The organism is Candidatus Viridilinea mediisalina, from assembly GCF_002532535.1.
In the GTDB taxonomy this organism is placed as follows: Bacteria; Chloroflexota; Chloroflexia; order Chloroflexales; family Chloroflexaceae; genus Viridilinea; species Viridilinea mediisalina.
This window is the reverse complement of the sequence record NZ_NQWI01000127.1, coordinates 1-13,517: the sequence shown is the minus strand read 5'-3', so window position 1 is coordinate 13,517 and position 13,517 is coordinate 1. Positions and strand designations below refer to the sequence as shown.

Here is a 13,517-nt window from a genome sequence, read left to right as displayed (position 1 = left end):
TCCTACTTCCTACTTCCTACTTCCTACTTCCTACTTCCTACTTCCTACTTCCTACTTCCTACTTCCTACTTCCTACTCCCCTACCCCCCTACGCATCATAGTACATCGCAAACTCGTGGGGATGCGGGCGCAACGAGAGCGCGACCGTCTCTCTGCGCTTGGCGTCAATATAGCCTTCGAGTAGGTCGGGGGTAAAGACCCCGCCTTCGAGCAGGAAGGCGTGATCCTCTTCGAGGGCGTCAAGCGCCTCGGCGAGCGAACCGGGGGTGCCCCGGATGTCACCCTTCTCTTCGGGGCTGAGCTCGTAGATGTCTACGTCAAGGGGCGGCGGCGGTTCGATCTTGTTGAGAATGCCGTCGAGACCGGCCATGAGCATCGCGGAGAAGGCGAGGTAGGGGTTGGCCATGGCGTCGGGGGCGCGGAACTCGATGCGGCGCGACTTGGGCGAACTGCTGTAGGTGGGAATACGAATGGCAGCCGAGCGGTTGCGCTGCGAGTAGACTAGGTTGATGGGGGCTTCAAAGCCGGGTACCAGGCGGCGGTAGCTGTTGGTGGTACAAGCACAAATCGCGAGCAGCGCGGGGGCATGCTTCAGAACACCACCAACGTAGTACTGAGCCGTCTTGGAGAGCAATGCGTACTGGGTCTCATCGAAGAAGAGCGGTTCGCCATTCTTCCAGATACTCTGGTGGCAGTGCATACCGGAGCCATTGTCGCCAAAGAGCGGCTTGGGCATGAAGGTGGCGCTATAGCCATGGGTGCGCGCCACTTGGCGCACAATGTACTTGTAGCGCTGGAGCTTATCGGCCATGCGAACCAGCGTATCGAACTTCATATCGATCTCACACTGGCCGGCAGTCGCCACTTCGTGGTGGTGCAATTCAATCTCGATCCCCACCTGAGCCATCTTGAGGATCATCTCGGAGCGAATATCCTGCAGCGTATCGGTCGGTGGTACGGGGAAATAGCCCTCTTTATGGCGGATACGGTACGCCTTATTGCCACCCTCAACCGCAGCACCCGTATTCCAGACCCCTTCGGGGCTATCGAGGAAATAGGAGGAGTGGTTGGCACCCTGGCTAAAACGGACATCACTGAAGAGGAAGAACTCGGCTTCGGGGCCGAAGTAGGAAGTGTCGCCCACCCCGGTACTCTTGAGATAGGCTTCCGCCTTCTTGGCGACATTACGCGGATCGCGCGAATAGGGCTTGCGCTCAATCGGATCGATGATGTCACAGGTCATGACCAACGTCGGAACCGTCAGCATCGGATCAACGAAGGCGGTCGAAGGATCAGGCAGCATGAGCATATCACTCTCGTTGATCGCCTGAAAACCCTTGATCGACGAGCCATCAAAGCCCAGCCCCTCACTCAGCATATCCTCAGTCAGGCGCGATGCTGGAAGCGAGTAGTGCTGCCAACCGCCAAAGAGGTCGGTAAAGCGTGTGTCAACAATCTGGATGCCTTGGTCTTTGATCAGCTTGAGGACATCCTGTGCGGTCATGCTCATGGGACGCTACTCCTTGTCTCTGCAGAACAGGACTGGGTTCTGCCTGCGATATGCGCTTCATGCAACACACCGCCGCGACAAACTGGGTCGCGGCGGTGCGGATGCAACTGTTCTGCCCACTGGATCGCCGTGTCAGGAGGGTAGCACCATCTGGCCGCATACGATGAGCTTCGTTGCAAACTCGTAGGGCACCTTGGCGTGTTTCGCCATGATGGTGAACCTTGCTGACATGGTAAAGATACGACCCAAGGGGTTGGTGCTATTAACGACAATCATACGCTACGACGGTACCTTGGGGCAACGGTGAGAGTATACAATCTCGTTGCGCTTTGGTTTGGATCAAATGAACAAGGGGAACCTTTGATGAGGCTTGAGCGTCTGCATAGTGTCAATACCTTCTTTCGTTCGTGTTGGCGGCTTCGCCGCCAACACGAACGAAGAAAAGTAGGCTTTGGGGCGCAGCCCCTGCAAATCCCTTTACACAATCCCTCAAGGAGAAACTACGCATGGAAACCCGTAACGCAACAATCTTGGGCATGATCGGCGGTGCATTGCTGGTAATCGCATTAGCAGCGGGGGCTTTTGCCGCCGTGAGCTTCAACCGGCCAGGGGCGGTGCAAGCCCAGCCGGGCGGCGTGAGTGCCATGCGCCAAGTGACGGTCATTGGTCAGGGCGAGGTGAAGCTTGCGCCCGATCAGGCGACCGTCCAGATTGGCGTGGAGAGTCGGGCGAATACGACCCGCGAGGCGCTCGATCAGAACAGCGCCCAGGCCCAGGCCATTATGGAACAGATCAAGCAGTTGGGCGTCGAAGAGCGCGACATCCAGACCAGTGGCTTCAACATCTACGCCAACTACAGCGACAATGGGCGCACAGTCACCGGCTACACGGTGAGCAACAACGTGCTCGTGACCATTCGCAACCTCGATCAGGCGGGCGCCTTGTTGGATCAGGTGGTGAGCGCCGGGGCCAACCGCATTTACGGGATCAACTTTGGCCTAAGCGACCCGGAGAGCGCCCTCGCCCAGGCACGTGACGCAGCCGTGGCCAACGCCCGCGAGCGTGCCGAACGGCTGGCCCAAGGCAGCGGCGCGAGTATCGGGAGTGTACTGGTGATCAGCGAGAACATCGGCAGCGACCCGGTCATGCCCATGCCGGCCATGATGCGGAGCGAAGCCCTCGACGCTGGCGCTGCGGTACCAATTGAACCAGGCGAGCAGAGCTTCCGGGCGCGCGTACAGGTGACCTACGAGCTGCGGTAGGGTGAAGAAATTCTGGGCCACCGCGCCGCTGGCTTCGACAGGCTCAGCCAGCGGCGCGGCGGCCCAGAACTCTTTTGCGCTAACGAGATTTTTTGGGCATAGTCCCAACAGCGGGTTGTAGGGCGGCAGCCCATCATGCAAATGTGGGGCTTGCCCCCAACCTGAACCGACTGCACCCTACCTGAAAAACCTCTTTAACCTAGATGACAAATCACAAATGTGCCAAACGGCAGAGCATAATTTGATACGCAACGTGCGTTCACTCCTGTAGCAGCAACTCTTCTCGGCATGCTGCGACACTTACCATGTTTCGTCTAAGAAGGAGTAACGGAATGAACGTCCCACGTTACGCTGTACCAAGGCAGTTACGGTTCCTCGTCGTCTTGTTGGTAGGCGCTTTGGTCTTTACGAGTTTTGGTGCGCCGGTACACCCGCCGGTGGCGGCGCAGACCCTTGAGCCACTCGGTTCCTCGCTTGATACCACTGCGGATCAGGTGATTGGGCAAGGCGATCTCGTCTCGAATGCACGCAATGCCCCAGGAAACAATCCTACCGATGCAAATATGAATGCACCAAGGGGCATAGCTGTTTCTGGCGGAGATCCTGCGCTCGCGTTTGTAGCAGATCATGACAACAACCGGGTACTAGTTTTTGAATTTTCAGAAGATCTCGTAGATGGGCAAGCAGCCCTAGCCTGCATTGGCCAGATCTCCTGCGAGCGCAATGATCCAGGTGCAAGCCAAACGAGCATGCGGGGGCCATCGGGTGTCGCGACCAATACTGCGGGAGATGTGCTCTACGTGGCCGACACGCTCAATAACCGGGTGTTGCGTTTCCGTGCAACCACAGGGTTTTCAACCACCATGCCAGCCGATCTGGTGCTTGGGCAATCGGCATACACCAATAGCACTGCTGGCTCTGGGCCAAGCGCTCTTAGGGAGCCTCAGGATGTAGCCTTGGGGCCTGATGGTACGCTCTATGTGGCAGATACAAGCAACCACCGCATCCAGATCTTCCGCAACATGAACAGTGCTACCAATGGCAAAAGCGCTGATGTTAGCATTGGCACGACAGAAGGCAGTGGGCCCAGTCAGATGCGTAACCCCACCGGGGTGGCAATCAGCCCTGATGGCAATAAACTCTACGTCGCCGATGAGGGCAACAACCGTGTCTTGGTCTTTCAGCGGCCCTTCACGACTGGCATGTCGGCCAGTGCGGTCTTTGGGCAGCCCAATTTTACCACCACAACACCCGGCACGACGTCGAGTACATTCCGGGGGCCAACCGGCGTAGCGGTGGATGAGCAGAACAACCTCTACGTCGCCGATAAGGGTAACAACCGGGTGCTGCAATTCAACCAGAACGCGAGTGATAGCGACAAGGTTGCGGATCTGGTCTTTGGACAGCATAACAATTTTACCACTGGTTCTGCTAGAGTTGTGAGTGAATTTAGTCTGAATGAACCCACAGGTGTAGCGGTGAACCCGCACTTCCGCGACCTCTTTGTGACCGATAGCAACAACCACCGCGCCTTGCAATACTTCACGCCCGTGCCCAACCCCCAGCCGGTGATTAGCGCCATTGTGGACTTTCCTGGTACAGTGGTACCACCTCCCGGTACCTTTAGGTTTAGGATCAACGGACGTGATTTTGTTGAGGGAGCCACAATTACCTGGGATGGCACTCCGATTTTAACCGATACCAACATCATTACTCCACTTATCGCCCTGAATCAGATCAGTGTTCAACTCGGTCCTGATGACACTGAGACACTCGCTGGCGCTCCCAACCTCAATATTCCCATTGAGGTCAATAATCCACGCTCGCCACGCGATCTGGAAGACCTCATAACCTCCAATCCGCTGAACTACGCCATTTGTCTCCCCAAACCGACCATTACGTCACTCGACCCAACCAGTATTGAAGCGGGTGGTTTTGGAACCTTGCTGACGATCAATGGCACCAATTTCTACCACACGCCCGATTTTCCGCTTAGTGTCACCTGGACTCCAGATGGTGGCGAGCCACAGAACCTGCCCGTTCCGCCTACTCTGGTAGGGCCTTGGCCAACCCAGATTATTCTGTCTGTGAATGCGGATCTGCTCAGCCAAGCTGGCAACTACGCGATCCGGGTGCATAACTTCAGCGGCGGTGCCATCTGCGATAACCGGGTTGTCTCTGATCCCAGCACCTTTGCGGTAGGCATGCCCGTACCAGAGATTATTGATCTCGTGCCCCCATCAGAGGCAGTAGGGACACAGCCTTTTACCCTAACCATCCGTGGCAATGACTTCTTCCCTGGTGCCGAGGTGCGCTGGAATGGAACGTGGCGCGAAGCGACCTTCATTGACAGCCAGAACTTGGTACTCAACATTGGAACCACTGATATTCCGGGCATCAGTGAGACTCCGCCGGTCAACCGCGTTGTGCAGGTACGCAACCCTGCGCCATCGCCGACCAGCACTGGGCCAACGAGTAACGAGCGAACCTTCGTTTTTGTGGCGAATACCGCACCACGGATCACCTACCTGAACCCACAAACCAAAGAGGCCACTGATGCAGGCTTTGTCCTCACCGTCTTTGGGGTCAACTTGACAGCCAATACGATCATTCAGTGGAATAACCAAGCCTTACCAACCTTCTTTATTGACAGTGGGCAGATCTTTGCCTTTGTGCCATCGGGCTTCATCGCCAATCCGGGAACGTTCACGGTAGTGGTAGACGATCCCAACGACGAGCATGCACCCTCACAGCCGAGTACCCTGCTTGTCACCTACCCGCAACCACGCATTGACAGCATGACTCCAAGCTCTACCGACGCTGGTAGTCCAGACATTGAGTTGACGATCACGGGAGCTGGCTTTATTACCGAGACGCAAGTGCTCTGGGGCAGTACGCCACTGAGTATCACGGTTGCACCAAGCGGCCTCAATATGGTGGTACGTCTCCCCAGCAGTCTCCTAACCACGGCTGGCAGCTACGAGATCACGGTGCTGAACCCGGGCAACCTCCGCGCCACACGCACATTCCAGGTGATCGGCGAGGAGCAAGGCGATGGGCCGAGCATTGAGCGCTTCGAGCCGGAGTTCATGGAGGTAGGGAGTAGCAATCAGGTCTTGACTATCCATGGCAGTGGCTTCGTTGAGGACTCCCGAGTCTTGTGGGGCACAACGCTCCTAGAGCGGCGCACCTTGTCGGATGAGGGCGATCTGATGGAACTCAACGTTCCTGACAATCTCTTGCTCGCTGCGGGCGAAGTTACGATCAGAGTGATCAATCCCGATAATCAGTTTGCCCAAGCAAATTTTGAGGTGCGGGCGGCGACCGACCCGATTGACCCCGACCCGATTGACCCCGACCCGATTGACCCCGACCCGATTGACCCCGACCCGATTGACCCCGACCCGATTGACCCCGACCCGACCGACCCCGACCCGACCGACCCGACCGACCCTGAGAATCCTTGCAGCGGCGAGCGCCAGTGTGTCTGGTTGCCACTGGTGATTCGGTAGAGGTGAGAAGCTAGAGATACCGAGGGTTTCACCACAGAGACACCGAGAACACAGAGAGGGAGCATGGATGGACGGTTATCACCGTGGCTGGCACACTCCTACACCAAAACCTCTGTGCTCTCGGTGCCTCTGTGGTGAAAAACCTCTGTGCCCTCTGTGGTGGGATGCTTGGTATCTCATAGGCGACCAACATGGAACGAAAAGATGCTCACATACAACGGCCCTAAAAACCTCTGGTATAATGGCCCCCATGTCGCCCCCGCAAAGGCTGGTGGGTCATCATGTGAGAGGCTCCCCAATGACTCAGTCCAAGGGCTTGATCTTCATTGTTGATGACGATCTCGCACTGCAAACGGTGCTTGATTACGCGCTTCGCCACGCTGGCTATGATGTGGTTCTGGCACCCGATGGCCGCGAGGGTCTCGAGATGCTTGAAAACCTCAAGCCTGATCTGGTTATCAGTGATATTATGATGCCCAATATGGACGGGGTGGAGGTGTTTCAGCATTTGAAGGTGCGCCTCCAGGATGAGGGTATTCCGATTATTTTTATGACGGCGCTTGAACGCAAGCCTTGGTTTGCTGATTTGGAGGCTGAGGGTGCCGCAATTATCCAGAAGCCGTTTGAGGTTGAGTGGCTGATGGGGATGATTGATAGTGCGTTGAGTATGCCCTAATACCATTGCAGATTGTAGATTGTAGATTGTAGATTGCCGAGCATGGCGTCCCAATGAGCTTTAGCGTTCTTGATGATGCGGCATGTTCAAGGGTAATTGGTGTAAGTTTGACGGCGAAGCCGCCAAACAGCAACAAAAAGGTGCGGGGGCGGCAAAGCTGCCCCCGCACCTTTAGTTGTTGCAACAACGGGATCTATTCGCGCACGACAAGCGGCAGATAGACCGTATAGCGCGGCGTCTCTGCGGACTCGTGGCTGACCGTGCGACTCAGGTTGAGTTGCGTGGTCATGCTTGGCCCGCGTGTAAGCGTGAAGGGCGCTCCAACCATGTCAAAGGTGGGGTAGACCTCAGCATCCTCTACGCTTACGTTGCGGAAGCGTACATAGGTACCGTTCTCCTCACCCCATGGCGCTTCGTTGCCCGCGCTAACTTCATGGGGAATGGCAAAGCTGACCATGCCATCCGTTGCGGCCTTCCAGGCAGTAAAGCGTCCATCTTGCTCGGCCCCAGCCTCAGCGCCCGCATAGAGCGAAGCTTCCCAGGCACCAAAGGCACCAAACGCAGCCCCATGGTTGGCAAGGATGATATTGACCAGCGTATAGTGCATGGCATCCGAAGTGAGACGCATGGTAGCCGTGTAGTTGGTGGATTGATCGAGCGTAAAGGGAACGCTTACCCAATCGAAGGTGGGGTAGACATCATCGCCACGGGCGCGGATGCGGATGTAGGTGTTTTGCGCTTCGCCCCATGGTGCAACTTCACCCTCGTCAATCTCGCTCGGCAGGCTAAAGCTGACCAGCCCCTCAGCTACTGGCTTCCAAGCGGTAAAGCGCCCGCCCGTCTCGGCCCCAGCCTCAGCGCCCGCGTAGAGCGAGGCTTCCCAGGTCTGTACGGCACCAAACGGGAGCCCGAGATCTTCAACGTTGATCGTCACCGTCGAGGTGATGAATTCGGCAAGGGCAACCTGCACGGTTTCACTCACCACCGCACTGCTCAATGCAACGTTGCTCTCGAGATTGTGGCCCTCTTGGAGGGTAAAGGGGCGACCCACGAGATCAAAGGTGGGGAAGACATCGTCACCACGGGCGCGTACCCGCACATAGGTGTCGTCTTCAACGCCCCAAGGTGCAACATTGCCCGCCCGCATTTCAGCCGGCAACACAAAGGTAACTGCGCCATACTCAGGGGCTTTCCACTCAGTAAAGCGCCCGCCCGTCTCGCTACCAGCCTCAGCGCCCGCATAGAGCGAAGCTTCCCAAGTTCCAATCTGGCCAAATGCTTCACCCAGATTGTCCATCGTGACCCGCACAACCGTATCGCGCAGAGCCACCGACGCAATGCTCATTGTTGCGGTATAGGCCCCACTGTTGAGCGTAAAGGGGTTGCTCACCCAATCGAAGGTGGGATAGACATCATCACCACGGGCGCGCACGCGCAGATAGGTGTTATCTTCCGCACCCCAAGGTGCGACACTGCCCTCGCGCACCTCAGCGGGCAGCGTGAAGAGCACCACGCCATCCTCAGGGGCTTTCCAGTCAGAAAAGCGTCCGTCGGTCTCTTCGCCAGCCACCGCTCCAGCATAGAGCGAAGCTTCCCATGTGTGCACTGCGCCAAACTCAAGGCCCAGATCGGTCAGGTTCACGGCAACCGTCGCGGAATGCTCATCAACATTGAGCATGACAGGCTCAGGCGCAGGCTCAGGCGGAGTGGCAACGGAGCGCCCAAGTTCAACGTGGGTCTCGACGTTGATGCCAGGTTCGAGCGTGAAGGGCCGACCCACGAGATCAAAGGTGGGGTAGACATCATCACCTACCTGGCGCACGCGCACATAGGTATCATTGGCAGTACCCCAAGGAGCCTCATTACCCTCACTCACCTCAGAGGGCAGCGTGAAGCTCACGACGCCATCTTCAGCAGGCTTCCAAGCGGTAAAGCGCCCGCCGGTTTCGCTACCAGCGACAGCGCCCGCATAGAGTGAAGCTTCCCAGGCCCCAACAGTTCCAAACTCAGCCCCAAGATCGCGCAAACGCACCCGCACTTCGGTATTGACCGGCGTAGCACTCAGAGCAAGTTCAACAGCGTATGCGCCGCCAACCAGCGTAAAGGGGTTACTCACCAGATCGAAGGTGGGGTAGACATCATCACCACGGGCGCGCACCCGCACATAGGTATCATCTTCAGCACCCCAAGGTGCGACACTGCCCTCACTCACCTCGGCGGGCAGACTAAAGACAACCGTACCATCCTCAACCGGCTTCCACTCTGAGAAGCGTCCACCCGTCTCGGCCCCAACCTCAGCCCCAGCATACAGCGACGCCTCCCACGTGGTTACAGCGCCAAATTCCAGACCCAAATCGCGTAAATGAACCGTTATGGTTGCATCCATGGCTGCGCCATGCTCATCGGCATTCACGTGACTCACAGCGACACTCGCCAACAACAGACTGAGAACAAGGAACGGTGCGATCAAGAACTTCCCAGAACGTGTGAACTTCACTATGGTCTTGCTCCTTTGACAAGGCTTCGCCTCAACGTAATACCATTTACGATTGCAGATTGCAGATTGCAGATTGCCGAACATGGCGTCCCAATGGGCGTTAGCATTCTTGATCATGCGGCATGTTCAAGGGTAATTGGTATAACGGCCATGTTATGTTGAGGTTCTGCGAAGCAGTTGCCCTACATGATTTTAGGTGGTAGGAGGATGCACGGAAACGTAAGCACCCTCATGCCACCTTACTACAGGTCACGGTACCAATGTACCAGAAAAATATGGAGATATTATGGAGAAGTAGTGGAGAAGTGATGGAAAAGTAAAAAAATGACAAAGCTACAAAGCTTCCCGCACCCTGCCTTGCCAGCGTTTGAGCAGCAGCGAAGCAAGCACAAAGGAGCCGACAATCAGGGTAAGCTTGAGCAGATTGGCCCCAAGCGGCACAAAGCCCAAGAGGCTGGGTTCGTGGTGATGATCATCTTTCTCGGCAGCATTGCGCCCAAAGCCTTGGGGAGGACGCTCGCCAGAGACCGCAAGACCAGCGCCGCGCCCGGGCCGTTCGTCGTCGGCCAAGGCTTGGCCCGCATAGCCTTCATCTTGGCCCGCGTAGCCTTCACCTTGACCCGCATAGCCAGCACCAGGCACTGGTGCTGGTGGCGCATCATCTGGCCTTGCAAAGCCCTGTGGCCCAGGGACAAAACCTTCAGGGCGATCCATGCCGCGCGGCGCATTGGCCCGCATTTCAGCCCCCAATTCCGACTGACCAAAGGCCAACAATCCGCCCACCACCAACAGCGCGGCGCTCATAATGATCAGAGTAGGTGCGGCAAGTTTCATGAAGAGACCTCCTTGGATGTAGGCTGGAGCGTTTTGGCACCCGTCAAGGCGCGGCGTTGGCCAAATATGCGTTGGGCGGTATTAACGATCCAACGCCAATGCAGCGCGACATGGAGCCCAATCAGCAGCACAGCCACATCGCTCATGGTATGGTGGATACTCAACCAGAGCCGATCGCGTGGTATGCTGAGACCAAAGAGTGGCAAGACCGCCTCGGAGATGAGGATTCCGGTTGTGATGATAATGGTGAAGACGATGAAGAGCAGACTATTTAGGATATAGTTGATGCGCGCCTTCCAGCTTACCTTGCCAAAAAACCGGCGCATCACTTGGAGAATCCAACTCCAATTGAGCAACAGATGGGTCAAGATTGCCGCTGCGAGGCCAAGGCTCAACCATTCATGAATGGTGATGCCGGTCAGTTCGGGGGCGGTAGCGAGCAGAAAGGCCAGTAAGAGTACCAGATCGAGCAGGAGCCGAGTTTTGTTGCGTTGCATAGGTGTAGTTGTCCTTACAAAACAGATTTGGGGCGCAGCCCCAACGACGTTACGCTAACCCTCCATAGCTCATAGCTTACCGTAAAGATATTCAGAACTAATGCAGATCATAAGGAGAGCTTATGGAGTTTTCCAAACAACACAACATCTGCCCCTACGCTCCGCTAGATCTCCACAATTGGTTGCTATAGTGAAGGTGCGCGCGGCGCCATGTTGACCGCGCAGAAGCATCCAATACCTGTAAGGAGCAACAGACCATGAAACGGATCGCAACCATCATTACCAGCCTCGTGGCTGGGGCGCTTGTCGCCTTAGTAGCCATGAGCTTTGCCCCGGCAACCCATGCCCAGCGTGCGAACACGGACTGCCCCAGTGTTAGCCGAGGCGAAATGGGCGATCGGGGTGAGGCACGCGGGCGCACCCATTCGCTCGTGGCTATGGTGGCCGAAAAGCTGAACCAGACCCGCGATGAACTGATCGCCCAGCTTGGAACTGAAGGCACCCTCGCGGGCGCCCTAGAGCAGGGCGGCGTGAGCGTCGCGCCTTTCGTAGACGACGTGGTGGCCAACCGCACCGAGCGGCTCAATGCCGCCGTAGAAGCCGGACGGATCACCCGCGAGCAGGCCGACGAGCATCTGGGCGAGATGCGTGCCCGCATCGAGACGCGCCTCAACCAGCCCTTTGGCGAGCGTGACGCCATCGAGCGCCCCCATCACAGTGAGCGCCCCGAACGCCCCGGACGTGGCCCGCGCCCATAGGAGCTAAAATTTCACTCGTTTTTTGTAGCTGTTTGGCGGCATAGCCGCCAAACAGCTACAAAAAAGCAAGGAGCCTCACTTTTGTTCGGTTTTCATGGCGAAGCCGCGAAAACCGAACAAAAATGAGGCTCCACTGGTATACTATGGGTAGAAGCAAGGAGCCAAACCATGACCACCCTCCATATGACTTGGGATCGGCCAGACGGGGTTGCGCTGAGCCTTGATCCGCTGCAGGGCCACTGGACCGAAGAGCAATACCTGTTGCTCACCGACCAGACCACGCAGTTGCTTGAGTATAGCGATGGGGTGATTGAGGTACTTGCTATGCCTACGCGCAACCATCAGGCACTTTCACGTTTTCTCTTCCTCGCCCTCTTTGCCTTTGTGCAGCAATTCGGCGGCACGGTCTTTTATGCACCTCTACGCCTCCAGGTACGGCCCGGCAAGTTCCGCGAACCCGATCTCTTGCTCCTCTGTGATGCTCAAGACCCGCGCAACCAGGATCGCTACTGGCTAGGTGCCGATCTCGTGGTCGAAATTGTTAGCCCCGACGATCCAGAACGCGATACGGAGATCAAGGTGGGCGAATATGCCGCAGCACACATTCCAGAATATTGGATTGTCAATCCACTCACGGAGACAATCACGGTGCTAGTACTCGATGGCACGAGTTATCGCGAACATGGCATCTTCCAAGGGAACGAATGGGCCACTTCGCTCCTGCTTGAGGGCTTCAAGGTACAGGTTGATGCAGTGTTCCATCAAGCGGTCGTATAAATACTACCAGTGACGAGTGATGAGTGATGAGTGACGAGTAATACCATTTACGATTGTAGATTGTAGATTGTAGATTGCCGAACATGGCGTTCCAATGGGCTTTAGCGTTCTTGATCATGCGGCATGTTCAAGGGTAATTGGTATAAGGTGTGCCGCATAGCAATGTGGTCTGACATGGTTCGTTATGCGGCCAATTCAACGGTAATTTGGGATCACATCATGCCACAGCACATCCTCGTTGTTGACGACGATCAAGAAATTGCGCGCTTGGTACGTGCCTATCTGGAGCAGGCGGGCTTTCATGTAACCACGGCCTATGATGTTGCGACGGCCCAGCGCGAGTTGCGTACCATCCAACCGGCCTTGTTGGTGCTTGATCTCATGCTGCCCGATCAGGATGGCATGGAGTTGGCACGGATGCTGCGGAGCGATCCGACGACAGCGAACCTGCCGATCATTATGCTAACGGCCCGCGTGGATGATACGGATCGCATTGTTGGGCTGGAGTTGGGCGCTGATGACTATATCAGCAAGCCTTTCAATCCGCGTGAGGTTGTAGCGCGCGTGCGTGCGGTCTTGCGCCGGGCGGCAGGGCCGCTAACCCCAACGCGCCGCCTGCAACGCGGGGGGCTGCTCCTTGATCTCGATGCCCATATGGTGAGTCTTGCGGGCGAAGCGCTCGATCTCACCCCCACCGAGTTTGATCTGCTGGCGCTCTTGCTGCGCAATCCCGGCCATGCCTTTACCCGGAGCGAACTGATCGAACAGGGCTTGGGCTACAGCTATGCCGGCCTAGAACGCACCGTGGATAGCCATATCAAGAATTTGCGCCGCAAGATCGAACCTGACCCCGAAGCGCCCCCGTTGATCGAGACCGTCTATGGCATTGGCTATCGCCTCCGGGCAGTGGAGTGAGCCTCATGATAATACCTTTCAGATAAGCTCGCGCAAAGGCGCAAAGCCGCAAAGGTTTGGCGCTCATATGCAAAAAACTTTGTTAGGGATGGTTTCAGGCTACTTTACAGTTTGGCCTTCGACGGAGTGCCGACGTTAGGGAAGCGGATGTTGTTGATTGCCCCGTTGCGTTGCCACCCTGAGAGGCCGTAGGTAGTGCCGACTTTAGTCGGCTTCCCATCGCTGCCAAAGACCTCAGCCGACTAAAGTCGGCACTACGATGACCGCCCATGGACTATT

General features: G+C 56.6%; 10 protein-coding genes. 6 read left to right on the top strand and 4 right to left on the bottom strand.

From position 1 onward, the window contains the following. Nucleotides 1–88: 88 nt before the first annotated feature. Nucleotides 89–1,510, bottom strand: coding sequence for a type I glutamate--ammonia ligase (glnA, locus tag CJ255_RS18515; protein WP_097645577.1), 1,422 nt, complete (start codon nucleotides 1,508–1,510; stop codon nucleotides 89–91). Nucleotides 1,511–2,016: 506 nt separating this feature from the next. On the opposite strand from glnA, the gene CJ255_RS18510 reads away from it, so the two are divergent. The 3 genes from CJ255_RS18510 (at nucleotide 2,017) to CJ255_RS18500 (ending at nucleotide 6,960) form a co-directional block, all read left to right on the top strand. Further along, nucleotides 2,017–2,772 (top strand): SIMPL domain-containing protein, encoded by a 756-nt coding sequence (locus CJ255_RS18510; protein WP_097645576.1) that lies wholly within the window; start codon nucleotides 2,017–2,019, stop codon nucleotides 2,770–2,772. Between the two features lie 332 nt (nucleotides 2,773–3,104). Further along, entirely contained in the window at nucleotides 3,105–6,284 is a 3,180-nt protein-coding gene (locus CJ255_RS18505) for an NHL repeat-containing protein (RefSeq protein ID WP_165774795.1), read from the top strand. A gap of 298 nt (nucleotides 6,285–6,582) precedes the next feature. Further along, a complete protein-coding gene (locus CJ255_RS18500) occupies nucleotides 6,583–6,960 on the top strand; it encodes a response regulator (protein WP_097645574.1) in 378 nt (125 codons plus the stop codon). A 193-nt stretch (nucleotides 6,961–7,153) separates the two neighbouring features. Here the strand turns inward: CJ255_RS18500 and CJ255_RS18495 are convergent, their stop codons facing one another. The 3 genes from CJ255_RS18495 to CJ255_RS18485 form a co-directional block, all read right to left on the bottom strand. Beyond that, complete coding sequence (locus CJ255_RS18495; protein WP_097645573.1) at nucleotides 7,154–9,457, bottom strand: hypothetical protein; 2,304 nt, start codon at nucleotides 9,455–9,457, stop codon at nucleotides 7,154–7,156. A 333-nt stretch (nucleotides 9,458–9,790) separates the two neighbouring features. Beyond that, nucleotides 9,791–10,291, bottom strand: a complete 501-nt coding sequence (locus tag CJ255_RS18490; RefSeq protein WP_097645572.1) for a hypothetical protein — start codon at nucleotides 10,289–10,291, stop codon at nucleotides 9,791–9,793. Continuing rightward, the gene (locus tag CJ255_RS18485) at nucleotides 10,288–10,788 is read right to left on the bottom strand and encodes a DUF4405 domain-containing protein (protein ID WP_097645571.1); all 501 of its coding nucleotides are present in this window, start codon (nucleotides 10,786–10,788) and stop codon (nucleotides 10,288–10,290) included. Before CJ255_RS18485 ends, CJ255_RS18490 begins: the two co-directional genes overlap by 4 nt. Nucleotides 10,789–11,045: 257 nt before the next feature. Here CJ255_RS18485 and CJ255_RS18480 point away from each other — a divergent pair, with 257 nt between their 5' ends. From CJ255_RS18480 to CJ255_RS18470, 3 genes are all read left to right on the top strand, one after another. Continuing rightward, nucleotides 11,046–11,546, top strand: coding sequence for a hypothetical protein (locus CJ255_RS18480; protein WP_097645570.1), 501 nt, complete (start codon nucleotides 11,046–11,048; stop codon nucleotides 11,544–11,546). A 168-nt stretch (nucleotides 11,547–11,714) separates the two neighbouring features. Next, nucleotides 11,715–12,323, top strand: coding sequence for a Uma2 family endonuclease (locus tag CJ255_RS18475; protein ID WP_097645569.1), 609 nt, complete (start codon nucleotides 11,715–11,717; stop codon nucleotides 12,321–12,323). A 219-nt stretch (nucleotides 12,324–12,542) separates the two neighbouring features. Further along, nucleotides 12,543–13,238 carry a response regulator gene (locus CJ255_RS18470; RefSeq protein ID WP_097645578.1) on the top strand — a complete coding sequence of 232 codons (696 nt, stop codon included), beginning with the start codon at nucleotides 12,543–12,545 and terminating at the stop codon, nucleotides 13,236–13,238. Nucleotides 13,239–13,517 lie beyond the last annotated feature (279 nt).

Coding starts and splice junctions, on each gene's coding strand:
- CJ255_RS18485 (WP_097645571.1), bottom strand. CDS start 10,788: ATGCAACGCAACAAAACTCGGCTCCTGCTCGATCTGGTACTCTTACTG.
- CJ255_RS18470 (WP_097645578.1), top strand. CDS start 12,543: ATGCCACAGCACATCCTCGTTGTTGACGACGATCAAGAAATTGCGCGC.
- CJ255_RS18505 (WP_165774795.1), top strand. CDS start 3,105: ATGAACGTCCCACGTTACGCTGTACCAAGGCAGTTACGGTTCCTCGTC.
- glnA (WP_097645577.1), bottom strand. CDS start 1,510: ATGAGCATGACCGCACAGGATGTCCTCAAGCTGATCAAAGACCAAGGC.
- CJ255_RS18500 (WP_097645574.1), top strand. CDS start 6,583: ATGACTCAGTCCAAGGGCTTGATCTTCATTGTTGATGACGATCTCGCA.
- CJ255_RS18475 (WP_097645569.1), top strand. CDS start 11,715: ATGACCACCCTCCATATGACTTGGGATCGGCCAGACGGGGTTGCGCTG.
- CJ255_RS18510 (WP_097645576.1), top strand. CDS start 2,017: ATGGAAACCCGTAACGCAACAATCTTGGGCATGATCGGCGGTGCATTG.
- CJ255_RS18480 (WP_097645570.1), top strand. CDS start 11,046: ATGAAACGGATCGCAACCATCATTACCAGCCTCGTGGCTGGGGCGCTT.
- CJ255_RS18490 (WP_097645572.1), bottom strand. CDS start 10,291: ATGAAACTTGCCGCACCTACTCTGATCATTATGAGCGCCGCGCTGTTG.